General features: G+C 37.2%; 23 protein-coding genes. 2 read left to right on the top strand and 21 right to left on the bottom strand.

The window, feature by feature from the left end:
- Nucleotides 1–87: 87 nt before the first annotated feature.
- From J2Y40_RS04510 to J2Y40_RS04475, 8 genes are all read right to left on the bottom strand, one after another.
- The gene (locus tag J2Y40_RS04510; protein ID WP_153393483.1) at nucleotides 88–228 is read right to left on the bottom strand and encodes a bacteriocin-like protein; all 141 of its coding nucleotides are present in this window, start codon (nucleotides 226–228) and stop codon (nucleotides 88–90) included.
- Between the two features lie 840 nt (nucleotides 229–1,068).
- Nucleotides 1,069–1,464, bottom strand: a complete 396-nt coding sequence (locus J2Y40_RS04505) for a hypothetical protein (protein ID WP_153393486.1) — start codon at nucleotides 1,462–1,464, stop codon at nucleotides 1,069–1,071.
- Between the two features lie 459 nt (nucleotides 1,465–1,923).
- Complete coding sequence (bglX, locus tag J2Y40_RS04500; protein WP_153393489.1) at nucleotides 1,924–4,251, bottom strand: beta-glucosidase BglX; 2,328 nt, start codon at nucleotides 4,249–4,251, stop codon at nucleotides 1,924–1,926.
- A gap of 129 nt (nucleotides 4,252–4,380) precedes the next feature.
- Nucleotides 4,381–5,517 (bottom strand): hypothetical protein, encoded by a 1,137-nt coding sequence (locus J2Y40_RS04495; protein ID WP_309997367.1) that lies wholly within the window; start codon nucleotides 5,515–5,517, stop codon nucleotides 4,381–4,383.
- A 154-nt stretch (nucleotides 5,518–5,671) separates the two neighbouring features.
- Complete coding sequence (locus J2Y40_RS04490) at nucleotides 5,672–6,382, bottom strand: prolyl oligopeptidase family serine peptidase (RefSeq protein ID WP_153393495.1); 711 nt, start codon at nucleotides 6,380–6,382, stop codon at nucleotides 5,672–5,674.
- Between the two features lie 89 nt (nucleotides 6,383–6,471).
- Nucleotides 6,472–7,854, bottom strand: a complete 1,383-nt coding sequence (locus J2Y40_RS04485; RefSeq protein WP_309997363.1) for a glucoamylase family protein — start codon at nucleotides 7,852–7,854, stop codon at nucleotides 6,472–6,474.
- Between the two features lie 70 nt (nucleotides 7,855–7,924).
- The gene (locus tag J2Y40_RS04480) at nucleotides 7,925–9,343 is read right to left on the bottom strand and encodes a RagB/SusD family nutrient uptake outer membrane protein (RefSeq protein ID WP_153393500.1); all 1,419 of its coding nucleotides are present in this window, start codon (nucleotides 9,341–9,343) and stop codon (nucleotides 7,925–7,927) included.
- A gap of 12 nt (nucleotides 9,344–9,355) precedes the next feature.
- Nucleotides 9,356–12,178, bottom strand: a complete 2,823-nt coding sequence (locus tag J2Y40_RS04475; protein ID WP_153393503.1) for a SusC/RagA family TonB-linked outer membrane protein — start codon at nucleotides 12,176–12,178, stop codon at nucleotides 9,356–9,358.
- Nucleotides 12,179–12,527: 349 nt separating this feature from the next.
- Here J2Y40_RS04475 and J2Y40_RS04470 point away from each other — a divergent pair, with 349 nt between their 5' ends.
- A complete protein-coding gene (locus J2Y40_RS04470; RefSeq protein ID WP_153393506.1) occupies nucleotides 12,528–13,199 on the top strand; it encodes a DUF4197 family protein in 672 nt (223 codons plus the stop codon).
- A gap of 41 nt (nucleotides 13,200–13,240) precedes the next feature.
- Nucleotides 13,241–13,546: a DUF493 family protein gene (locus J2Y40_RS04465; protein WP_153393508.1), complete on the top strand. Its 306-nt coding sequence runs from the start codon at nucleotides 13,241–13,243 to the stop codon at nucleotides 13,544–13,546.
- A gap of 67 nt (nucleotides 13,547–13,613) precedes the next feature.
- Here the strand turns inward: J2Y40_RS04465 and J2Y40_RS04460 are convergent, their stop codons facing one another.
- The 13 genes from J2Y40_RS04460 to J2Y40_RS04400 form a co-directional block, all read right to left on the bottom strand.
- Nucleotides 13,614–13,964: an ArsC/Spx/MgsR family protein gene (locus tag J2Y40_RS04460; protein ID WP_062696260.1), complete on the bottom strand. Its 351-nt coding sequence runs from the start codon at nucleotides 13,962–13,964 to the stop codon at nucleotides 13,614–13,616.
- 487 nt (nucleotides 13,965–14,451) lie between these two features.
- On the bottom strand, nucleotides 14,452–15,069 hold the full coding sequence (locus tag J2Y40_RS04455) for a hypothetical protein (protein WP_153393510.1): 618 nt from the start codon (nucleotides 15,067–15,069) through the stop codon (nucleotides 14,452–14,454).
- A 174-nt stretch (nucleotides 15,070–15,243) separates the two neighbouring features.
- The gene (locus J2Y40_RS04450; protein ID WP_153393512.1) at nucleotides 15,244–15,858 is read right to left on the bottom strand and encodes a deoxynucleoside kinase; all 615 of its coding nucleotides are present in this window, start codon (nucleotides 15,856–15,858) and stop codon (nucleotides 15,244–15,246) included.
- Between the two features lie 27 nt (nucleotides 15,859–15,885).
- Nucleotides 15,886–16,839, bottom strand: a complete 954-nt coding sequence (locus tag J2Y40_RS04445; protein ID WP_153393514.1) for a hypothetical protein — start codon at nucleotides 16,837–16,839, stop codon at nucleotides 15,886–15,888.
- A complete protein-coding gene (locus J2Y40_RS04440; RefSeq protein WP_153393516.1) occupies nucleotides 16,836–17,942 on the bottom strand; it encodes a serine hydrolase in 1,107 nt (368 codons plus the stop codon). Before J2Y40_RS04440 ends, J2Y40_RS04445 begins: the two co-directional genes overlap by 4 nt.
- Before the next feature lie 18 nt (nucleotides 17,943–17,960).
- Entirely contained in the window at nucleotides 17,961–18,986 is a 1,026-nt protein-coding gene (locus tag J2Y40_RS04435) for a glutaminyl-peptide cyclotransferase (RefSeq protein WP_309997355.1), read from the bottom strand.
- A gap of 374 nt (nucleotides 18,987–19,360) precedes the next feature.
- Nucleotides 19,361–20,383 carry a glutaminyl-peptide cyclotransferase gene (locus tag J2Y40_RS04430; protein WP_153393520.1) on the bottom strand — a complete coding sequence of 341 codons (1,023 nt, stop codon included), beginning with the start codon at nucleotides 20,381–20,383 and terminating at the stop codon, nucleotides 19,361–19,363.
- Nucleotides 20,384–20,418: 35 nt separating this feature from the next.
- On the bottom strand, nucleotides 20,419–20,802 hold the full coding sequence (locus J2Y40_RS04425) for a VOC family protein (protein WP_153393522.1): 384 nt from the start codon (nucleotides 20,800–20,802) through the stop codon (nucleotides 20,419–20,421).
- Entirely contained in the window at nucleotides 20,799–21,308 is a 510-nt protein-coding gene (locus tag J2Y40_RS04420) for a GNAT family N-acetyltransferase (RefSeq protein WP_153393524.1), read from the bottom strand. The genes J2Y40_RS04425 and J2Y40_RS04420 overlap by 4 nt, the downstream gene beginning before the upstream one ends.
- Before the next feature lies 1 nt (nucleotide 21,309).
- The gene (locus J2Y40_RS04415; protein WP_153393526.1) at nucleotides 21,310–21,738 is read right to left on the bottom strand and encodes an SRPBCC domain-containing protein; all 429 of its coding nucleotides are present in this window, start codon (nucleotides 21,736–21,738) and stop codon (nucleotides 21,310–21,312) included.
- 115 nt (nucleotides 21,739–21,853) lie between these two features.
- Nucleotides 21,854–23,464, bottom strand: coding sequence for a Na+/H+ antiporter (locus tag J2Y40_RS04410; protein WP_153393527.1), 1,611 nt, complete (start codon nucleotides 23,462–23,464; stop codon nucleotides 21,854–21,856).
- A 78-nt stretch (nucleotides 23,465–23,542) separates the two neighbouring features.
- On the bottom strand, nucleotides 23,543–24,547 hold the full coding sequence (locus tag J2Y40_RS04405; protein WP_153393529.1) for a bestrophin family protein: 1,005 nt from the start codon (nucleotides 24,545–24,547) through the stop codon (nucleotides 23,543–23,545).
- Nucleotides 24,548–24,631: 84 nt separating this feature from the next.
- Nucleotides 24,632–25,309, bottom strand: coding sequence for a DUF2490 domain-containing protein (locus tag J2Y40_RS04400; protein ID WP_153393530.1), 678 nt, complete (start codon nucleotides 25,307–25,309; stop codon nucleotides 24,632–24,634).
- Nucleotides 25,310–25,413: the final 104 nt, after the last annotated feature.

Below are 25,413 nucleotides of genomic sequence, written 5' to 3'. Positions count from 1 at the left end.
ATACCGCCCACTTCGGGGACAGTCTCTATTAGTTTATTACAATAATATAAAGCAATATACTTTAGATTATTTATTCAGGAATCAATCTTAGTCAATAAGTCCGCACGGCGATCCTACCGGAATACACTTTCTTACAAATGAGCACCAGAAGTACCCTGACAGACACATCGGGATACCTCCCTGAACTGTTTTCAATTCCTGTTTTGAAAGTTTTCTTAAGTTTTTCATAATAACATTTTTTTGATTTTTTCCTACTCTGTAAGCTTTTCGGATCCTGCTTTAATTTGGCAACACTAATATACTTATTTTCAGACAAATAATTTAAAGCGCAGAAGGATTTATGATCATTATTTTTGCAGAGTGATTATGTAGGTTTTGGCTAAAGCCGGATGAATGGTACTATTATTTAGGGGGATTAAAGTCCACCTCTATTGAATAAATTCTACAAATTAATATGACAGGGCTTTACTAAGAACTTGTTAGTATTTTTATGGTCTCGCAGATCTAGCAGATTGTGCAGATTCTATTGATTTACATGTGTTTTTGTTGGATTGCGCAAAGACGCTATTTTTTACTTTCTTTATGGGTATAAAGGCACAAAAATTTTATCGGAGATAAAATTTCATACTGTATTACTTGCCGAAAATTTTGGATTTTCTTGCGCCTTAAAAGCAGCATAATAGATCAAAAGCCTCGCACCATTGTGCCTCTCCAACATACGTTTAAGTTTCCCACAAATCCCGCTGATTACACAGATTTTTTATTTGATTGAAAAAACATTATAGGTTCTGGAAACCTATAACGTTTGATTTACTACGCAAACATCTGCAAATCTACGAGATAATTTTTAACGCCTCGCTGATTGAACAGATGATACAGATTTTTTGCTTTGTGATCAATAGAAAACCTGCAAAATCCGTGAGATGTGGAAAATGAAGATTAACCTATCAGCAACGTACAATTAATCACAACACAGACAAAAAATAATAATATCATGTTTTTAGGAAGAGATCATTTCCACAAAAAAAGCCATCCTCAGGGACGGCTTTTTCATTTGAAAAATTGAATCTATTTATAAATAACTACGTTATCTTTTTTAAGCTGGTAACCTCCTTTTTTGAAAGGAACCAATGCATATTCTCCTTTTTTCCAGGCTTTTCCTTTTCCTGCCCGATCCAGGATAATGCTTTCTGAACCTGTACCCGGTACAAAAACCTCTGCTTTTTTCATGTCTTTGCTGAAAATTACAGCGGCCATAGAAGTAGAACTTCCTTTAGGAGCAACTTCTGTCAGCTTGATTTTCTGCTCAAATACTCTTACACAGTCTTTTTTGATCTGAGAATAAGTATATCCTGCCGAACCGATACATCCATGTGCATCTTTATCTCCGCCTAATACAGGCTTCTGTTGTGCGAACACAAAAGAACCAAGGAACATTGTGCTAAGTAAAATTGTTTTTTTCATTTTTTGCTGCATTAAAGTTATTACAGTGTTATTAAAAATCATGCCAAAAAAGTTAAAAAATACTCTTCCGGATGGTTTTTATTGATCAACTCTCCACCTGCTGATTTCACAGATTACAACTATCCTGTTTTAAGTTTGTAAAATTCAAAACAGGACTCTTCAATAATAGAAGATATGATAAGAATAAAGTCGTTATTTATTATTTAAAATAATATTTCAACACATAGAGATAAATTAAGAAATCATTTAAATTTTAATTGAAACATTAAGCTTCAATTAAGTTTTAAGTTGAGTTAAGGAAAAAAATCCTTGATTTTTTATAAGCAGATCACCGATTCTATATGACATTCTAAAAATTCAAAGCAAACAGGATTATCAATACAGAAACAACAAAGCCCTGTCATAATAATCTGACAAGGCTTTTGTTTATTTAAAATATATTAAAAACTGATCCGGAAATTATTTCGTCCAATTGATCTTTGAATGTTTAACATCCTGAGAGTTTGTACCGATCATGACATCAAACTCTCCTGGTTCCCAATCGTATTTAAGGTCTCCGTTGTAAAATTTGAGATTTTCAGGGGTAATATTGAACGTAATCTTTTTAGATTCGCCTTTTTTCAGCATTACTTTCTGGAAACCTTTCAGTTCTTTTACAGGTCTTGTAATACTTCCTACCATATCCCTGATGTACAACTGCACTACTTCTGCCCCATCAAAATTCCCGGTATTGGTTACGGTAACAGATGCCTGAACCGTTTGATTTCCTTTTGGATTTGCATTGGAAACCGACATATCTGAATAACTGAATTTGGAATAGCTTAAGCCATAACCAAACGGATACAACGGTGTATTACATTCATCCATATAATTGGACCGGAATCTTTCATATTCACATTTATCTGTTTTTTCCTGACTCAGTGGACGGCCTGTATTTTTGGCATTGTAGTAGATAGGAACCTGCCCAAGGCTTCTCGGGAATGTCATCGGAAGCTTTCCGGATGGGTTTACTTTTCCGAACAGCACATCGGCAATGGCATTTCCTGCTTCTGATCCTGCAAACCATGTATTCAGAATCGCATCAGGAGTGTCTTTTATATTGGTCAGGGCCAGCGGACGTCCGGTGAAAAGAACTACCGCAATAGGTTTTCCGGTTTTTTTCAGCTCATTCAGAAGGTCTACCTGAGATTGAGGGATGGTAATTTCTGTTCTTGAAGAGGATTCTCCGCTCATTTCAGCAGATTCGCCGATTGCCAGAACTATCACGTCTGCTTTATTGGCTGTATCAACTGCTTCTTTTAATAAAACTTCTTTGGAGCGGTTGTCTCTGTCTGTTTTTTTACCGTGAGCAGCATATATTTCTTCCAATTTTGCATCATCATCGATATTGGCTCCTTTGGCTGAAATGAATTTCACTTCTTTTCCGTAATTGGCCTGTAATCCCTGCATCAAAGAGACTGAAATAGCGTGTTTTGTGGCTACACTCCATGTTCCGGCCATATTCAGTGAATTATTGACTAAAGGTCCGATCACCGCTACCGTTCCTGATTTTTTCAAAGGAAGGATCTGGTTTTCATTTTTCAACAATACCATAGACTGGGCGGCAGCGCTTCTGGCAATGTTCCGGTTTTCCATATTATAGACCTCTTTTGCTGCTAGTTTAGCATCACCGTAACGATAAGGATCGTCGAATAATCCCAAGTCATATTTGGCTTCAAGAATTCTTCTGGCTGCCATATCGATTTCAGACTGAGTTACTTTTCCTTCGCTAAGAGATTTTTTTAGAGTCGTCAGAAATCCTTCTCCTACCATATCCATATCAACTCCGGCTTTCAATGCCAACGCTGAAACCTGCTGCAGATCACCCATTCCATGCTCTACCATTTCATTAATTCCGGTGTAATCTGTCACCACGAAACCCTTAAAATTCCACATTTTTCTCAACACTTCGGTCTGAAGCCATCTGCTTCCTGTGGCCGGAACCCCGTCCACTTCATTGAAAGAAGCCATTACGGAAGCTACTCCTGCATCCACAGCAGCTTTATAAGGCGGAAAATATTCATTGAACATTCTTACATGGCTCATATCAACGGTATTGTAATCACGGCCGGCTTCTCCTGCCCCGTATAACGCAAAGTGCTTTACACAGGCAAGAATCGTATTGCTCAGAGAAAGGTCTTTTCCCTGGTAACCGTATACCATATTTTTGGAAATTTCACTTCCCAGATAAGGATCTTCTCCGGAGCCTTCGGAAACCCGTCCCCATCTCGGTTCACGGGAAATATCCACCATGGGCGAAAAGGTCCAGTTGATACCATCTGAAGATGCTTCTTTTGCAGCTACTCTTGCGGACTGCTGTACAAGATTCATATCCCAGGAAGCAGCTAATCCCAACGGAATAGGAAATGTAGTTTCATATCCGTGGATAACGTCCATTCCGAAGATTAACGGAATTTTCAGACGGCTTTTTTCAACAGCCACTTTCTGGACGGCTTTTATTTTATCTGCTCCTTTTATATTGAACAGTCCTCCTACCAGCCCCTGCTCCACTTTTTTTCCGATATCCGAGCTTTGAGCCTGTCCTGTTGTAAAGTCTCCTGAGGTTGGAAGGTTAAGCTGTCCTATCTTTTCGTCTAAAGTCATTTTAGATAAAAGATTTTCTACAAAAGCTTTCCTTTTCGCCTGATATTGGGCTGTCTGGAAAGACTGCACCGGTTTGGTGACCATTTCCTGGGCAGAAAACACTGGTGAGAGTGCCAGAGCTGCGAGTACAATGAACTTTTTCATAAATCTATCTTCTTTAATTATTGTTTTTTTGTTGGTGTAGCGCAACAGCGCTAAGATTTTTTTAATGCTTTTATGTTTTTAGGGCGAAAAGGCGTTACACTCAGCAAAGGCTGTATATTTTACTTACTTTTATTTGCTTTTGTATATGATTTCAAGTTGAATACGGTCTATTTCACCTGTCATTTTATTTTTGACATAAGAATCAAGTGTATTTCCATATTCATCATAGGTCTCGTAAGCTTCCAGATGCTCATTGGAGAACTCTTTTCTTACTTTTCTACCATTTTCAATATGATACACAGTTGTAAGCCTGTCATTTTCATATTTGTTCACTCTATCTTCAAGATATTCCAGCTGAGAGCTGTATTCCATATCATCATCATAATCTTCTTTCGTCTTACAATAAAAGCTGCCTGTTTCTATATTGTATTGGTCAAAATAGTTGTACTCCTGCAGATAATACGTAAGTCTTTCTTTTGAAAAATCAGGACGATAAAAGGACTTTTCATAGCTGATCTGGTTATCAAACGTATCATATTCAAAAGTTTCCAGTCTTATATCCTGCATAATTTGCGGGAATATTTTCTCATCCATAGTTTCCATATATGCCTGGTACAACTTTTCCTTTTCTTCATTGAATCTGAAAGTTCCTATCCTTATTTTACGTTTTTTGTCATCATATATTGTATAGCTGATCTTGTCTTCAAACCGTTCGATCACTCCATTTTCAAAATAATCATAGGTTTTAACTACATCAGGAAAATCATTAAGCCTTATATATTTTTTCAACATACGGACAGGGCGGCCTTCATTATCACAGTCTGCCGTAAGGTGATAAGATTCATCATAACCTTCTATATCAAAAATAACCTCCACCAGACTGGATTCTCTGAAGCGATATACAATTTTATCATGTATTTTAAACAGCTGCTCATTTCCATTCTGCTCTATAACCAGCCCCATTCCTTTAGATAGAAAATAGGGATAATACTTACCAAAGGGATCGTTGATGTGCAATACCTTTTCCAGAATATTCTTTTCGCTATCCAAAGCGGTCTCAGTAGAATAATTCTGATGGTATTCATAAACAATCTCAGAAACTTCAGGATGTGCAAAATTCAGCTGCCTTATCTTTTTTGAGTTTTCAAAAAAAGCAGATACTGTAAGTTTTCCGTTTTCATATTGATTTACCTGAAGAATATCGGCAAGATCTCCTTTAAGGTATTCCGGTCGGACAATATCTGTTTCTTTATAATCGATTGTCATTTTATATTCTCTTTGGTTTTATGCCTTAATTTTTTTGTTGGTTAACGCGACGGCACTAAGTTTTTTTAATGCTTTATATTTTTTAGGACGCAAGGGCATTACACTCAGCTAAGGCTCTTTTATATTCTATTTACAGTAAAGATAGTGATCCTGTTTATTTTGTTTCTTTTTTCTTAGATAGCATCCACTCATATAACTGGGGATCTGAATAAGTTGAATCCCATGAATTATGATTGTCATTCGGGAATATTTTCAATTCTGCTGAAGGGTTGACGGGATGCAGTTTCTGATAAAAATTGAGTGCATTATCAGGAAGGACAATATCGTCCATTCCGCCATGAAAAATTTTCATATTCAAATCTTTATACTGATTGATATTCGCATACATTATTCGGTCCGTAGGTGCGCATACAGAAACTACTGCTGCAAACATTTCAGGATGCTCCATCGCCAGTTTCAACGATCCCCATCCTCCCATGGAAAGCCCTGTAAGATATATTCTGGAAGGATCTATCTTGTATTTTTTCTGTATTTCCTTTATTAAATTATATACTGTTACCGTATCCCACCATGTATCTGCCGGACACTGCGGAGCCAGAATAGCAACAGGTTCCTTAATCAGGTTTTTATAGGTAAACGGGCTGTGAGCTTTCACCGCTTCAAGATTGTTTCCTCTCTCTCCTGATCCGTGAAGAAATACAATTAACGGAACGCTTCCTTTTACCTTTTGGGGATAATCCAGAATGTATGATATTTTCTCTGTTCTTTTGAAATCTTTGTTGAGTTCTGCTTTGATCTCCTGCGCTTTCAGGGGTAATGAAAACGTCAGGAACAAAAGAGGAATGTATTTCAAATTTAATTTCATATTGTCATTTTAATATTTAAATGGGTTAAAACCCGTTTCAATTGAATAATGATGTTCCGTGATTTAATAGATTCCATTATCATCTATAATTACCTGATCCCGTATTTTTCTGACCGGAAACTTAATTTTTTAAGGCCCTGTTGAATTTCAGGAGCATTCATGAAAAGTTTCCAAAGGAATCCGGTTCTGTAGTTTTCGATCATTGGAGCAATGGTTCCCTGGTCAATTGCAAGGTATCTTGGTGTAAACCAATTATTATAATTAATAGAAGTGGCATCGTAAGGTCCTGCGGATCCTATGAATTGAGTTTTTTGGGTGTAAATAAATCTTAAGAAATCCATGGATTCTTTTGGAGTATACGGAAAGCTGCTCAATGCGGCAGTCGGAGTGATTACCCCATTATCATTGGAGGGCATATGTGCTGTGTAGCCTGTGCTTCCGTCATCATTTCTGGTGTATCCAGCCGTCAATCCCCAGTAATTTGGACCGTAGCCTTTCCATTGTTTAGGGTTTTCAATGCAGTATTTATAGTCGATTAAGACTTGATTTTTGTTGAGTTCAAAGTAATTTTTCACGAGTTTATCGGATAATCCGGAAGGATCGAGCCCGATATATGAGTACTGTGACCAGAAAAGCGGTCCGCCGTATTCTTCAGCATAATTGTGTTTTACGTACAAAGGAAGTCCGTATTTGGTTTTGTCGGTGAGATAGCTGCCGTTTCTTGTCCAGCCTTTGTAATAGGTTTCAGCATCTATGGAATAAGTAGGTGATGAAGCCGCAAGAATATAGGTAATTAAACATTCATTGTAGCCTTCCAGCGGAAAGTTCATTTCCCATTGATATTCCGGTGACCAGTGCCAGTAAAGGACTTTCTCACCGCCTTTGGTATACCAGTTCCATTGGATACCTTTCCAGAGTTCGTCACATTTTTCGGCAAGGATTTTTTCTTCGGGAGTTCCGTTTTTAAAATATTCACGAACCATCAGAATTCCTGAGGTAAGAAATGCTGTTTCTACTAAATCGCCGCCATTATCTTTTTTACCGAAAGGAACTGTTTTTCCTGTTTCTCCGTTGATCCAGTGAGACCAGGCTCCTTTGTGCCGATCAGCTTTGGAAAGAAAATCCATCATATGAGAAAGTCTTTTTACCGCTTCTTTTCTTGGGATAAATCCTCTTTCTACGCCTACAAGAATGGTAGCCAGTCCAAACCCTGAACCTCCAGTAGTGATGACATGCTTGTCTTTATCAGGATAAATATTATCTTCATGATAGCGCTCTCTTCCCAGCATTGACTTTGGTTCTGCATATTCCCAGAAATATTTCAGGGCATCTTTCTGAGCTCTGTCCATCAGCTGTTCATCTGTAATATCATTTTTTACAGCTGCATTTTTCGACTGAAGAGTTGATGTGTTTTTGCAGGAGTATACCAACAACAAAAAAGTTACAGCAATTGATACTATTGTCTTTTTCATGATTTCTTTTTTACCTGATCTTACTAAAAGAAGAGGAGAACTTTCATTCTCCTCTAAAGTTTATTTAATCTTAATAGCCGGGATTTTGGGTAAAAGCACCGTTGCTCTGATCCATCGCATCTAAAGGTATTGGGAATAATTCATTCTTCCCAGCCTTAAATCCGTAAGGAGCTAATACTGTTGCAGCCTGGCCTGTTCTTACCAAATCTACAAAACGGTCTCCTTCTAAAGCAAGTTCCACTCTTCTTTCATGCCATATTGCAGCTCTAAGTGCTGTTTGTGTTGTAGCTGTAGTTCCTAAAAGATCTGCTCTGTCTCTCACTTTATTCAAGTTTAATATTGCTGTAGCTGTATTCCCTAATTCATTGGCTGCTTCTGCATTAATCAAAAGAATTTCCGCAAAACGCAGGATTCTAATGTTTTGAATAGATCCATAACCGCAAGCACTATTATTTAATGCTTTGGGAACATAAATTTTTTGATTATAAGTAGTTACGGACTGGGCGTCTCCCATGGCAATTAAATCCCCCTCCGGAGTAGTTTCTCCATTTCTAAGTATGGTAAGTTCTTTTCTTATATCACCAGTTTCAAACGCATTTTCCAAGGCACTTGAAGGGGTAAAAAAGCCCCAACCGAACTGATCTCTTACTCCTTGAACTTCAGCATACTGACTTCCTTTATATGGAGGTATACAATCACAGTTCACCTCAAAAACAGATTCTTTTCCAAATTCGCCTGCCGGTCTGAATAAGTGGTTAAAGTCCGGATCAAGATCATATCCCATTCCCATTACAAGATTGGAAGTATCGTAAGCTTTCTGCCAGTCTTTTTTATAAAGATATACTTTAGAAAGCAAGCCTAATGCAGCTCCTTTTGTTACTCTTCCTAAATCTGAAGCAGGATAAGTCTGGGGAAGAAGTTCTGCCGCTGCAGTAAGATCTGAAATGATAAAATTATACACTTCTTCAACTGAATTTCTAGGCTTATCATATACAGTCTCCACTTTATCATAAATTGGAACTCCACCATAGATTCTTACCAGGTTAAAATAGAAATAGGCCCTTAACATTCTTGCTTCCGCAACCAATCTGGTTCTTAGGTTAGCATTCATATCTATTCCCGGTACATTGGTAATGACCTGATTGGCTCTGTTTACAGCCTGCCACTGCCCGATCCAATAACCTCTCACCCCTTCATCACTGACTGTATAGGTAAAATTATCATATACATTGATAAAAGAAGCATCTCCTGGGTTAGATCCTTTAACTACATCATCCGCCGGTACTCCAAACACAAACTGATAAGGAAAAGCCGAGTTTTCCCAGCTTCTTAAAAAGCTATAGATAGCACTGGTTGCCTGAATAGCATCTTCCTGTGTTTTGAAAAATGATGACGCTTCTGTATATCCTTCTTGTTTTATATCTAAATAATCATCCTTGCAGCTCACGACAAGTGAAAATAATGCGATTGATAAAAATATCTTTTTCATGTCTCTTTCTTATTAAAATGTTAAGTTTAAACCAATAGTGTAAATGGCTGAAATTGGATAAATATTATTATCAACTCCCATTTGTACACGGTCTGTATTTAAGATTTCAGGCGAGAATCCATTATATTTGAAACTTGTCCATGGGTTCTGGGCACTTACATATAATCTTAATTTAGTAATGGACATAGCGTCTGCAAATGCTTTTGGTAAGTTATACCCTACCTGAATATTTCTTATTCTTATATAGCTTCCATCTTCTACATAAAAACTATTAGGTAAAATTATAGCCTGATCATTCGTTGCCATTGGGTATGCATTTGATGTTCCTGCCCCATGCCATCTATTGTTGTAAAAATCTAAATCCCAGCTTTCATTTCCGTAACGCTGCTCCCTGTTAAAGTTGTAAATTTTATTTCCGAAGACACCCTGAAAGTCAATAGCAAAATCAAAATCATATACATTCAGATTAACACCAAACCCATATGTTCCTTTAGGAATAGGACTTCCCAAAAATGTTTTATCTCTGGCATCAATTACCCCATTTCCGTCAATATCTGCAAATCTAAATCCTCCAGCTTTTGCTCCGTTCTGAGTAGCCCATGCGTCCACTTCGGCCTGGTTCTGGAAAATCCCGTCTACCTGATATCCGAAATAGGAACCAACAGCCTGTCCTTCCTGCAATCTTATAATAGAGTTACCATATAAACTCGCTCCAGTCTGTAAATAAGATCCATTAAAAACAGAGGTAATTCTGTTTTTCAAAGTGGTCATATTTCCATAAACACCCAGTTTTACATTATCACTAATCTTAGTATCATAATTAACAGAGAATTCAAATCCTTTATTATTAAAAGAGTAAGCATTGGTAATATAATTATTCCAGTTACCCGCACCAGAAACAGTTCCCTGAACGATACCATAAACAACATCTTTGGTATCTTTATCAAAATAGGTAGCATCAATTTTCAATTTATTATTCAGCAACGCCATTTCTAATCCAAAATCTTTACCTGTTGTTGTTTCCCAACCAATATTCGGGTCTATAATCTGGTCTATTGTCTGAGCAGGGTATCCAGTATTTCCGTAATAGGTTCCGGCTTCAATAATACTTGTATTCAAAGTATAAGCTCTCTGTACATCAGGATTACCTAATTTACCCCAGCTTGCTCTTAATTTTAAAAGATTAAAAACATTCTGCTCACTCATGAAACTTTCTTTAGAAACCACCCATCCTGCGCTTACAGCCGGGAATATACGATACCTGTCGTCAGAAGAATATTTAGAAGTTCCATCTCTACGTATGGATGCGTTCACCAGATATCTTCCGTCATAATCATAGTTAAGTCTTCCAAAAAAAGATTCAATTCTATCCTGATATGGAATCACATTTCTTTCTCCTTTATCAAAACTGGTCAGATAAATATCTGTTCCATTCGAAATACCCAGCGAAGAATTTGTTCCGTCATAACCTACATTCAATGCTTCGGCATAGTTCTGGGAATAAGAGTTTCTTGTTCTGGAAAATCCTGCTAATAATTCAACATTGTGTTTTCCGAAATCTCTTTTCCAGCTTAATGTATTGTCCCAGATATAATTTCTGGTCTTAGCATCTCTTGTTATTAATTTAGTAGGTTTTTGATCTGCTGTAGGGACATAGCCAAATGTTGGCGTATATTCGTACTTACTGGAATTGATGTTATCAGAGCTATAGCTGATTCGTAAAGTAAAGTCTTTTAAAAATTTATATTCTCCCCATATATTATTCAGCAATCTTTCTTCTCTGGTCTGAGATCTGAATAAATCTAATTTTGCTCTTGGATTAGGAATCTTCGCCAGTGTAAAATACTGATATCCTCCTGTAGCCGGATCAATGGGACCATAAATAGGCGGTGAAGAGTAAGCATCCAGTAAGGTATTCTGCGCATGATCAGTACGCATTTTTGAAAAAGTGAAATTATTTCCGATGGTAATATTATCGGTAATTTTATAGGTAAGATTTACTTTAGTGGTAAATCTGTTAAAGCCACTTCCCGAGTTAATTCCCCGCCCCGCTGCTAAGTTTCCTTCGTCCTGAAGATTTCCTGCACTTAAGTAATAATTCAGTTTTCCAAGATTACCCGATGCTGAAATATCATTAGAGTTAATGATACTTGTTCTAAAAATTTCTTTGAACCAATCTGTATCCTGAGGATAAGAAGACCTGTTTAAAAATACAGGATTATTTACTTTATCATTGATTAATTTCTCATTATATAACTCTAAATACTGGTCTGAATTAACCATTTTAGGAATATTCGTTACTGTTTTAATTCCTAAATAGGAGTTGAAATTGAAAACAGGTTTCTTTCCTTTTCCGGTTTTGGTTTTAATAATCACCGCTCCGTTTGAAGCTCTTGCTCCATAAATTGCCAAACTCGAAGGATCTTTCAGGACACTCATGGATTCAATATCCTGAGGGTTTAGGAAAGAGATATCATCAGTAATCATTCCGTCAACAATAAAAACAGTTTTACCTGTCAAAGAGCTGATTCCCCGGATATCAACTCTGGGCGAGCCGCCCGGTGCTCCGGAATTCAATACCTGTACCCCTGATAATCTACCCTGAATAGAACTGATTGGATTAGCATTAGGTCTGTTAGCCAAATCCTTAGCAGAAACGATTCCGATACTACCAGTCACATTTTCTTTTTTCTGAGATCCATACCCGATCAAAACTACTTCCTCAATCTTCTGCTCTTTTACAGCAGTATCTTTTGGAGCAGTCTGCGCATTGGCGTTCATACCGAAGTATAGAACAGCAATGAGGCATGAATACTTTAAATCACGTTGTTTCATATAGTTCAATTTTATTTCGTACAATCAAATTTAAACATGTCTTAATAGTGGAGTTATTCTAAATTCTCAAAAAAAGACATTAGTCAAAAATAGAAAAAAAAACGAACAATGTTAACAATTATTAAAAATTTAACAAAATCAGTTAATTTCTAGATATAAATTCAAAACAAACGAAACATAAAGAAATAAACAGTAATACAAAGTAAAATTCAAAGAAAAATAAACAATTGAAAAATTCATAATTCCACTTAAAAGTTAACTAAATCAGTAGGGTAAAATTAATATTTTGTTAAACTAGAGAATAGTCTTTACCTTTGGCGCAGTATTTGAAAAAACAAGATAAAGATCAATGAAAAAATACCTTATCGCAGCAGCCGTTTTAATAGGAACCGGAGCCGCCATTATCACCACAACACAGTCATGCACTTCCATGGCTACTTCCGACCTGGGCTTATCGATCATTAAACGAATGCTTTTAAACGGCATTGACAAAGGGATGGGCATCTACAGTAACAAAGAAGCTTTTCTTCAAAACAATATGGTAGATAAGGCTCTTCCAAAACAACTTAGAGACATCAACTCCACTCTGGAAAAGATAGCGCCTTCCCTTGTTGCCAAAGAGAGAGATTATATTGCACAGGCAGCGTCTTACACCGTGAATATTTCCAAACCGATTCTCCAGGGAGCTGTAAACAGTCTGAATGCTCAGGATGTTACCAGAATCATCCAGGGTACAACAGCAACCCAAATCCTGAAAGAAAAAACTTCGCAACAGCTTGTTGCAGCCATTGCACCAAAGGTTGATGAAAAACTGAACGAATACGGTATTATAAAAACCCTTAATACGGCACTATCCGGAAACAATCTTCTGGGCAGCCTTCTGGGTGGAGGAAATAATACAGTGAATGCAGGAGGATTAAGCCAGCTTGCTTCTGAACAACTGGTAAACGGCCTCTTCAATATTATCGAAGATTACGAGCACCAAAACTCCAAGACGTTACTCGGACCACTTGGAAAATAGAAAAAAAATCGTTATATTTATATATAATTTAACAACGGCAGATGGACATATTACAAGGAAATCAACACGCAACTCCCGAGGATTTTTACAAATCTCTAAAGGAAAAGCTGGAAGGTCATCACGACTTTCCGGAAGATTATTTATTTAAATTTATCATTCCCACAGACCAGGCAAAACTTACTGAGATTTACAAAGTTTTTGATGGCATTAAATTTACACTGGGAAACCGCGAAAGCAAAAACGGAAAATATACAGCCTGTAACATCAACGCATTTGTACTGGATGCAGATCAGGTTGTCAATATTTATAAAGAAGTATCAAAAATAGAAGGTGTTATTCTATTATAATACTTTACTTCTAAAAATAAGAAACGGCTATTTCTACTTTTGAAACAGCCGTTTTTTTATTGATTTTTTATTTTTCAATAAAGAATTTCACATTTTCAATAGGTCTTCCCAGCATAGCTACGGAGCCTTTGATCAGAATCGGACGCTGGATAAGGGAAGGATTTTCAGAGAGAATCTTCAGCCACTCTTCTTCAGAATACTCTTTATCAGCAAAATTCTCTAAGTAGAGTTTATCAGTCTTGCGGATCAGATGAAATACGGTCTGATTCAGTTTTTTCAATACCGTTTTAATTTCCAGAATACTTAGCGGATCTTCAATAATGTTGATGATCTCGAACGGTACACCATTTTCGTCCAGATATTCCAGTACAGCATTTGACTTTGAGCAGTCTCCGTTATGTAAAACTTTTACCAGCATAATACAGACATTTAAAAATTAAACTTTTCTCCTCAAATTTAGCAAGAAACCGTCTGATCTGCATCTTAAAATCTGATAAAAAATTGTTAAAAGCAAAATTTATTCATCAACTTTTACATATTCCAATGTCCTGTCTTATCGTTCGTACTAATTCTTTTCTTAGTATCAAAATAGTCCACTGTAAACGGAAAGGATATAACACTTATACTGATTGTAAGTGTTTTATTATCAGAAAGCTTTCATTTCCCATTACGGGATTTATCACCGTTGATTCCCTGGAACTTACCCCCTTCAAGAAATACCTGATATGTATTTTCAGGGAGGCTCTACTCTGTTTTTGGTTGCTTTAACCAGCTATCACTTTCCGATTAACTCTTTTGAATATGTATAAGGCTGAACACAAGAAATAATAAAAATTTCATTTGTTTCATTCTATATATGTTAAATGGTTCAAGAACTTATGTTAAGCACTCCCTAAGGGATTGTTTTAAAAGCTATATTCCGCTTCATGTTCTCCAAGTACAATCTGGAAGGATGGTGGTAGAGCTTCTTTATATTCCGGTTGTATACTAGGATTTCCCGGATATATCTTTCCGGTATATTTTATCAGGTAATTTTTACTTTTGCTCGGAATAATAAGATCTGCCCAGCCATTTGTTTTATTGGAAGAAATAGCGATAGGGCCACCCACCACTGTGAATCCATTGATCTTTTTACCTTTGCTGTTTAAAAGATAAACGGTGCACCCTCCCGTTCCACAGAAGTAGCTTCCAGCCATACCCACAAAGATTTCCTTATCACCATCACCATTCAGGTCTGCTTCAGTATAACGGAATTTTCGATCGTTCTCGGTCAGAATATTTAAATCATTTTTCAGCAGCTGCTCTCTCAAAACATTACCAATCAATAAAGCCTTCTGATCAGTAGGTACAGAATCATTTGTTGAGGATACAGCAACAGTATCTTTTGATTGTGCAGCCGGAGCTTCATGAATTCTGTTGCTGTCAGCAGTTGGAGAAGACTGTTTTTCTGTCTGCTTATTGCATGAAAGACAAAATAAGGAAACAAGGGAATATGCAAAAATATGTTTAATGTTTAAATACATAGATATAATTTGGTGGTTAGAAATGTGTTTTCAATTACATGATCAAAGCTACACATTTTTAAACTGTTAAACCATACAAAAACACAAAACCAGTAAGCCTTTATCCAATAAACAGATTGAACGAAAATAAAATAATTAAAATTTATATTTCAATGCATTTTATTAATCAAATCATTAAAATAATCCATGTAATTCTGCCTCTATTTTTTCAAGAATGAGCCCGAAATCTTCCGGTTTTTCAACAAAGTCCAGATCATCAACCTCAATGATCAGAAGCTTTCCTTCTGTATAATTGGAAATCCACTTCTCGTATTTCTGATTCAGTTTGGAAAGATATTCAATACTGATGGATGCTTCATATTCACGGCCTCTTTTGTAGATTTTCTTTACCAGATTGGGTACATCAGATTTTAAATAGATCAGAAGATCCGGTGCAGAGACGAAAGATTTCATCAGATTGAAAACCGATGCATAATTATTAAAATCCCTGTCTGAAAGAAGGTTCATATCATTTAAGTTTTCCGCAAAGATGTGGGCATCTTCATAGATTGTACGGTCCTGGATAATATTTTTGCCACTCTCTCTGATTTCTTTTACCTGACGGAATCTGCTTCCGAGGAAATAAATCTGCAATGCAAAACTCCATTTACTCATGTCTGCATAAAAATCCTCAAGGTAAGGATTATGATCTACATCTTCAAACTGCGCATCCCATCCGTAATGCTTGGAAAGCATAGTGGTTAAAGTAGTTTTTCCTGCTCCAATATTTCCTGTAACTGCAATATGCATATTCTTTTTCTCTTAGTATTTATTTAATTAAATTCCAACATCCTGAACTGTGGAGACATTTTCAATAAGCTTCTGTAAAGTATCCTCAGCTGCTTTTGGCTGGTCTTCCTTTTTTTGTTCAGCAGCTTCCGATCCATTTTCAGAGGCTTTCTCTGCCGTGGGTACGGAGGTTTTCTGTACAGCATCCGGTTCTGTCTGTTGCTTGGCTTCCTTTATTTTTTCAAGGTTGTAAAGATAGAGTTTGTTCGCTTTGATTGCAAAATATGACAGGATGTTTTTATCCACAATTTGCGCATCCGGATCTTCAAAAACTTTTACCATTCCTTTTTCAGGAACATATTTTAAAATAGAGTTTCCGGCAATCACTAAAATAATATCGTTCTCTCTTCTGAAACGTTTACCGTTTTCCAGAGATGCTTCAAAAAGCTTTTCAAATTTCAGGGTATAGATTCTTATATGTTTCCTGGTGAGGATATACACTTTATTTTCATATACTAAAAGATCAGTCAGATCATCAAAGCTAATATCAAAAGGATAGGAATTGATTGTGGTTTCATTTCTGAAGTTATACTGTATTAAACGCTTTGTACTATCGTCCAGAAGCCATAGCTGCTGAAGATCTTCCGCATACGCCATCCTGATAAATCCGAACTTTTGCCTGAAATCCAGTTTCTGGATCTCATTCATGTTCTGATCCACAAACTTCATCTCCTGAGCATTTTCCGAAAATAAAGGTACACTGAGAGGATTCTGAACAGACTGAACTTTATACGGAACGGTAAGCATCATTTTTCCCAACTGCTTTCCTAATGAATCGTATTTGGTAAAACTGAAATCCTTATTCTTATAGATGTACAGATTTCCGTAATCATCTGCCAGCATATCTTTTGCCTCCTTCAGTTTTAAGGTATCCAAAGGAAGTGTTTTCTGTCCGAAAGCTGTACAGAAAAGAAAAAAAAATAGTATGTTTAAAAATTTCACCCTTCTTTTTTAATGAGTTCAAGATACTGAAAAATTATTTCATCCAAAAGATGATTTAACCTGATATCATTATCATAAATATTAATCAAAACTGAGACCACGAGACGTTCTTTAGGATATATTCTCAGGTCGGACATTCCTCCCGGATAAGCACCTCCGTGGCCGAAATAATAATTCCTGTAAAAATCCCGTCCGGTAATGAATCCCAGCGCATAGGTTTTATCTTCATCCCTGGGAACTAACAGTTCTTTAAATGTTTCTTTAGACAGAATACGATCTGCATACAGGTATGAATTCCCAAGCTTTACCAAATCTTCGGAGGTCGAAAGGTAACAGCCCGGTCCATAATTAAAGCTGCAGTCTGTACAGGGTACGATCTTCAATTCATCATTCATCCGGTAGTAAAACCGCGAAGTATCTTCATCAAAATTTCCATCATCAGGAACAGTATGCTCTAAACCTGCTTTATCCAGCACCAATTCTTTTTTTGCCTTTATGATAGATTCCCCTGCCAGCTTTTCTAGCAGAACACCCAAAAGGATGTATCCATAATTACTGTAACTGTAAGAAGTTCCAGGTCTGGATATCAGCTCCGCATCCTGAAAAGACTGATAAAAATTACTCCTGTGAAGATTATTCTTCCCACACAGAAATCCTTTCTGCTTATCTCTCACTAGTCCGGCTCTATGGCTCAGCAATTGTTCGATCGTTATGTCATATTCTTTCTTAGGAAGGCTATCCAGGTACTTATAAACACTCTCTTTGAGGTTTACTTTATTCTGCTCCTGAAGGCTTGCTAATGCTACAGAAGTCATCGTTTTGGAAATGCTTCCTATTCTGAATTTGGTTTTGGACGGAATTACTTCAGTCTTATTTTCCACATCTGCATACCCCGACCCTTTGGAATAAACCAATTGATTTCTATAGGAAACAGAAATCGAAAGTCCGGGAATATTATATTTCTTTCTGAATTTTTCAAGCAGTTTATCCGTCTTTTTATCAAGAACAGAAAAGTCAGTTGTATTCTGCCCTGCCATGGTACAGAAAAAGAAAAAAGCGATAACCTGTACAACTTTTAAAGAAGTTTTTGTACTATTCATCATTATAAAACGGTCTCCTGTTTATTTAATGGAAACTTCATAAATTTTCGCCCAGTTTTTGCCGGTCACCAGCATATTATTTCCTTTGAAAGCAATTCCGTTGAGAACATGTTCACTGTTTTCCTGAACATTTTCTTCTGTTATTTTAGTAAAATCAAGTTTTCCAACCACTTCTCCGGTTGCAGGATTGATTTTGAGAATGAAAGGCTGATGCCAAACGTTAGCATAAATAAAGCCGTCATAATACTCCAGTTCATTCAGCTTATCATAAACTTCAGTATTTCCAGCCACAGAGATTGTTTTTATCACCTTTGAAGGATCATTTATATCCAGAAAAAATAAATTTTTCGAACCGTCAGTAGCAATCAGGTTTTCTCCGTCGTAAGTAAGTCCCCAACCCTCTTTCATGGCCTTCGCCATGCGGAATTCAGAAAGTTTTTTGAATGTATTTTTATCATATACAAAAACTTTCCTGTTTTGATAGGTCAGCTGATAGATTTTATCTCCAACTACCGCACAGCCTTCAGAAAAAATGTTAGCAGGCTGCCTGGCAACGAGACTGGGAACGGTTGAACCCAATGTATATTTTATAAGCTGAGAAGTTCCTTCCAGACCATCACTTTCGTAGACGGTATTACCTTCTATCAGAAATCCTTCCACAAAATTATCGGGATCATGAGGATAGTCTTTTATGATTTCATAGGCAATATTCTGTTCGGGTTTTCGGGCAAAAACATTAATGGTAGCATCCTGATTCAGGGTTTCTCCGTTTTTAGTTTTAATAACGAAAGTAACTTCATTATCCCCCATTGTGAAAAACTTAGGATCAATCGTTAAATCTGAGCTTTCTTTGTCTCCAAAACTGATAGCCACTGCTTCGGCATTGTCTGTCACTTCTTTGGGTAAAGCAAGCTTATCTCCAAAATGATAGCCTTCTGCCTCCTTAGAATTATTAAAGTTAACCAGAGAATCAATTATCTTTTCATTATTGCTGCAGGAAACCAACAGAAAAACAGCGCCCAGTCCAATGGTTAGATTTCTTTTCAATGAGTAGTTTATAATCATTTTCCAAAAATAGTAATTTTTTGATCCCTTCATAGAGAACCCGAAACAAAATCACAGGTTATAAAAATTTCTTGTGAAGGCAAGCTTTGATAAAGCTTTACGTTGATTTTTATTTGAAACGCAAAGCTTCATGATGAATGCTGCTGATTTCAGGAGGCAAAGAACAGAATCAACTCTGTTGATTCGATGAAACGGACTGGATATTTTAATTATAAGTTTCAAGTTTGTCCAAATCATAAACTTGTGACCAGACCTGGTGTTACATCATGTTAATTCCTATTCAGTCTTTCAATACATGGCAAGAAAAACAGCGTTCCAAAGAGAACGCTGTTGTATGATTAAAAAGTCTCAGTCATTTATTTGATCTGTACTTCATAGATTTTCGACCAGTTTTTACCGGTTACCAGCATATTATCACCTTTGAAGGCAATTCCGTTCAGAACATCATCAGTTCCTTTGGTATTTTGCTTGGCAATTTCTGTAAAGTCAAAAGTTCCTACCACTTCTCCGTTGGCCGGATTGATTTTTAAAATAACCGGTTTCTGCCAAACGTTGGCATAGATAAAGCCTTTATGGTATTCCAGTTCGTTCAGCTGATCATAAGCCTGAGCACTTCCTGCAACAGCAATATGCTTAACTAATTTGGAAGGATCATTAACATCCAGGAAGTATAAAAGTTTGCTGCCGTCTGATGCAATCAGGTTTTTCCCGTCATAGGTAAGTCCCCAGCCTTCTCCAAGTACATTTGGATAAGCAAATTCTGAAAGCAGTTTCAAAGAACTTTTATCATAGATATATCCTTTTTTGCTCTGCCATGTCAGTTGGTATACTTTATCTCCTACAATGGTACTTCCTTCCGAAAAGTCTTCCTGGGCCTGTTTTGTGGAAGCAAGCGGTGTTGTTGTTCCCAATGTATATTTTAAGATCTGTGAAGATCCGTTCTGCCCGTCACTCTCATAAATAGTATTTCCTTCCGCCTGAAATCCCTGTACGAAATTTTTAGGATCGTGCGGATATTCTCCTACAATCTCATATGAAATTTTCTGCTCCGGATTTTTTGCAAATACATTGATGGTTGCATCCTGGTTCAGTATTTTTCCGCCTTTTGTTTTCACATTAAAGGTAACAGCATTATCTCCTAATGTAAAGAATTTAGGATCTACCGTAAGGTTTGAAGATTCTTTATCTCCGAAACTGATGGTAATACTTTCTGCATTTTCCGTTACCTCTTTCGGAAGTTCCAGTTTATCACCAAAGTGATAACCTTTGGTCTCCATAGAGTTGTTATAATCATTTAAAGTGTTCAGGATTTTTTCATCTTTGTTACAAGATGCCAGCAGGAGAACCGCTGCAAAACCTGCTATGATATTTTTTTTCATTGAATTTCTAAATATTTCCCCAAAAATAGCAAATTTTATTCCGTATTGCCAATATTATCCACGGGCTGTCCAAATTGTAGGATATAACCATTATTATCATAGATTCCAAATTCCCTCATTTCCCATTCAAAGGTTTCTATCTCATAGCAGATCTTTGCTTTTGTTTTAAGGTCTTCCCAAAGTTCATTTACATCATCCACATTGAAATAAAATGAGCCTGTAAAGCCTATCTTTTCAGACTTTTCATGTTCATTAGGCTGGGAAAGCATGATCTGCACTTCATCTTTGCGCAGGGACGCCCAATTCCAGTCATCATTTCTTCCCTGCAATGTAAATCCCAGAATGAGGGTGTAAAAATTAATGGTTTCATCCATATTTTCGGTCCATAATATGGGACGGACTGCTGTAAATTTTGTCATCGCTTTAGCTTTTCAAAGGTATTTTTATTGATTTTCATATTGACTGAAAGCCAGGTTTCATCGTCTATATTCACGGTACTCATCACTTCCGGATCTGTTTCAAAACCTACTTTTTTATAGCATTCAATTGCTCCAATATTCCAGTCGTAAACATTGAGTTCTGCAGTCTCGCGATCAAAATGACTGAATCCGTATTCCAGCAGATTTTCTACCGTCTTTCTTCCGTAACCTTTTCCTCTGTTGTTTTCATCCCAGATCAATATACGCCCAAGCAGAAAAGTATTCTCTTTCAGAAAGATCTGGGCATGACCGATTATATTTCCAATAGTTTTATCTTCAATACTGAACATGAATCTGTTTTTATTTTCAAGATCACCTTTCAGCTGTTCTTCCGTTAATGGAAAATGATAGGCAGGTCCTGCAAACTGGAGGAGCATTCTTTGATCTTTGATGTTAGAAATCAGTTCTGAAACATTCTCATCTTTAAAAGGAAGTAATTCAATCATTCTATTTATTTTCCAGATATAACTTCAAGCTCTGTCCGATAATAGCATTCCAGCCCTGAATAAAATTTTCACGGGAAAAGCCTTCTCCAAGCTCATTAAAATTCTCAATATTTTCATGGGTAAGCGTTACCAGCGTCTCCTCTCCTTTTGGCTGAAGATTCCAGGTTACCGTTGTTTCAGCTTTGGAAAAATCAGGATATGACCAGGTATGTTTTAAACGCTGTTCAGGGATCAATTCTAAAATCCGGCCGTGGTGGTGATACTTTTTTTCTTCTCCCGGTTCAAAAAAGTTAAATTCTTTTCCAACTTCCGGCTCAAAATCCTGAATATCAAAATACCAGTTTTTCATTTCCTCTTTATCAGTCAATGCTTTCCATACTTTTTGTACCGGAGCATTTATTGTGTACTGAACAGTGATGGGTGTATCCATAAATAAAACTCAAAAAGATTTTACATAAAATTACATATTAAAATGGCAAAAGCCGCAAAAGTTTATTTTAAATATTCTTTTACGGCTTCTATAGAGCTTATTTAAATCTGTGTTATTAATGAGCAAACCCTGTAATCTTTGCTTCATCAAAATCCAGCTGCATCTCAATGGTTCTCATCACATGATCATCAAATATTTTTTCTCTTTTCATTCGGTGCAGTTCATTTCTCTGTGCCTGAATGATCTGACGGAGAACGTCTTTATTTTCATTAATTGCGGTTACATAATCTCCTGTGGAAGCCATACACTGAGCTTTGTCTGCCATCAGCATCATTTCATTTTCCAGCTTATGCTTCTGGTGGCGTACGAGGCTGTTACGTTCTGCCAATTCAGAAAAATCGTTCTCTAATTTGTGCATGGCTGTTTCCTTCAGTTTACGCATCAGAATTACTTCCTGCTTTTCTTCCGGCAGCTCACTTCCTGCATCCTGTATGTTCAGGAATTTCAGGATTGGGGTAAGAAGCAATCCCTGTCCTACTAAAGTGATCAGAATAATAACAAAAGTTACAAACAAAATAATATTACGGTGCGGAAAAGCCTCTCCGTTAGGTAAAAATGCAGGAATAGACAATGCAGCCGCCAATGATACCACTCCCCTCATTGCTGCAAAGCTGATGATAAAAGGTTCCCGCCAGTCGGGTTTGGGTACTTTAAGTCTTAATTCTTTGGAGCAGACCCTTGGAAAATACATCAGTGCGTAGCTGTACAGCATTCTGGTCAGGATAATAGCCCCACCAATCACAATGCTATAGAAAATCCCTTCTGAAATGGTATAGTCTTTCATTCCGGCTACAACCACAGGGAGTTCAAGCCCAATAAGGATGAAAATAATTGTATTCATCACAAATATGAGCACGCTCCAGACATTTCCCGACTGTATCCTCGACGTATGGCTTAAATAACAATGTGAATTATAGGACATCAATAATCCTCCTGCCACTACTGCAAGCACTCCGGAGAAGTGAAAATGTTCTGCTCCTACATACATAATGTAAGGAACAATAAGGGTAATCACGGTATCTATATTGGAGTTGGAAGGAATTAACCTTAATAGTGCCCCAAACAGCAAGCCGGTTCCCACTCCTACTGCCACTCCTCCGATAGCCATTGTAAAGAAATCCTGAACGGCATCTCTCCAGATAAACTGTCCGGAAATAACGGCTGCAAGCGCAAATTTAAATACAATTAAGCTGGAAGCATCATTAATTAAGCTTTCCCCTTCCAGAATATTGGTGATTTTTTTAGGGATCTTCATATGCTTCAGTACAGAGGTTGCGGCTACCGCATCAGGCGGAGAATTCACTCCTCCCAACAGAAATCCCATGGCTACGGTTAATCCCGGAATAATGGAAGATGAAAGATAGGCCACTACAATTGAGGTTAAAAACACCAGTCCGAAAGCCATTGAAAAGATCTGCTTCCTCCATTTGTGGAAATCCTGCCAGGAGGTAAACCACGCCGCCTCAAACAAAATTGGCGGCAAAAAGATAAGGAATACAAGGTCCGGTTCTATTTCTATATGGGGCATTCCCGGAATGAGGCTTATCAGCAATCCGGCAATCACCAGAAAGATAGGATAAGCTACTTTCAGTTTCTGCCCTATCATCACTAATATCATTACAGACAGAAGTACTGCAATGGATATGATAACATAACTGTGAATCATCTTGAGTTTGTTTTTTAGTTGTTTTTTAGTTAATCTGTGAGATTGTAAAACTTATATGGATCTTTCTACATCCACGGTTTACATCACGATATTATTCTTCGGAGCAATGGCTGGCGGAAGATCGGACTCATCCAGCATATCTCTCATATCAATTTCAATCGTTCTGCTGATCTGGGTAATCGGCACATCATTAGGGCTTCCTTCAAAAGGATTGACAGAAGCTTCTCCCACGCTGTCTAATGTGTGAAAGCACCATGTCACCAATAACGAAAACGGAATATTGAACCATAAAGTCCAGCCTTCCAGCACTGTTCCGTCGCCCAGTTTATCAAGCTCTTTCAATAATCCGAATGGTACGAAAAGAATGAAAAGCAGCAAAAGGTAAGTAGTAATGGAGGAAAAGTTTCTCGGATACGGAAAGTTTTTAATTCTTTCTGCTTTCCCCTGATCATCGGTAAATTTTACCAGCTGCTGATTGATCTGCGTCCATTGGAAATCATTAATATCTCCCTTGGCATAGGCTTCTGAAAGTTCCCTGCTCTGAGCAGCCATTAATTGAGTGGCCCTGTTTTTCTTACTCAGAATGTATTGAAGTTCATCTTCGGCAAGGTATTTTTTCAATTCGTCTTCCAGCTTTGAAGTGCGTTCCGGAATTTCATACTTCTTAGCGTATTCATCAAATTGTGCGGTTCCCATATTTTCCCATACTCTCGGCTCCCTAAGTTGGAAACGGAGCGCAGTAAGCCATGCATAATGACGGAGAAACATTTCTTTTACTTTTTTTGGATCTTTTGCTGTAAGAGCATCCCTCAGTATATACCCGAAACTCCGGCTGTCATTGATGATGGAGCCATAGATCTGTCTGGCTTCCCATAACCTGCTGTAGCTGGCATTATTCTTAAATCCGACAATGAATGCGACGGCTGTTCCCATAATCGCAATCGGCTGCCAGGGGACTGAAAGAAATTTCCAACCAAAAAAGTATAATATTGTGGGAATTGCCGACAATATTGTTAAAACGTAGATACTCTGCCTCGTCCATTTTGCGAATTCGCGGGCTCCGAACCTTTTCCCTGAGTGCATATGTGTTTATTTTATTTATGTTTCTGTTTATTGTTAACCAACAGTTTTTTCTTCATCAGGCACTTTCAGGAATAACTATTGGTATTAGTTTTTGGTAAACGGAATATTATTATAAAAACCGATCTGAATCTGTCCGCGATTTCTGTTTTCCTGAATCTGGTTCATATATCCGGCTTCAATCCTCATGTTTTTATTGATTACATATCCCAATGCCCCGTATACTCTGTTTCTGTCGAACACCGGGCTGTCAAAATGCAGGAAAATCTCGTTATAGACTGATGCATAGAGAGATTTCGGCAGCATTTCTTTTTGAGTGATAGGAATATTCAATCCCAGCATATAACGGAATCTCATTCTGAAATCGCTTTCCAGGAAGCGCTCTTCCAAGCGATATCGGTGCTGCAGGTTGAAGCGCCCAAATTTCTGCTTGGTGATATACTGCTGGAAGATCCTGTGCTCAATATTTTCTTTTTTTTCACCGTTTACGTAAGGCTGGCTTAAAATAAATCCATATCCCAACAGCACATTGTTATTATTCTCGGTAAGATCATATCCTACCCCGGTACGGATCAAAAGCTGTTCAAGGTCTCCCACTGCATCAAAGTTCCGGTACTGGATTTCGTTATGCCAGTTCAGCTTTTTGCTGATCTTGTTATTTCCGAAATACATATACCATGCTCCCAGGTCATTCTTCTGTGCCCATGCACTTATTGATCCAAGACTTAATACTGTTAATGCCAGCTTCGTAAAAACCTTTCTCATAAATACCAATTACTATTATCTATCACGTTGAACAAATTTAATACTTTAAATCAATAATAGCAAATGATATTTACTGGGAAAGCAATAGATTAGTTTACACAGAA

The sequence above is a fragment of the Chryseobacterium sp. 2987 genome (assembly GCF_031456375.1).
GTDB classification, from domain to species: domain Bacteria; phylum Bacteroidota; class Bacteroidia; order Flavobacteriales; family Weeksellaceae; genus Chryseobacterium; species Chryseobacterium vaccae.
This window is presented reverse-complemented; position numbering and strand designations above follow the sequence as displayed.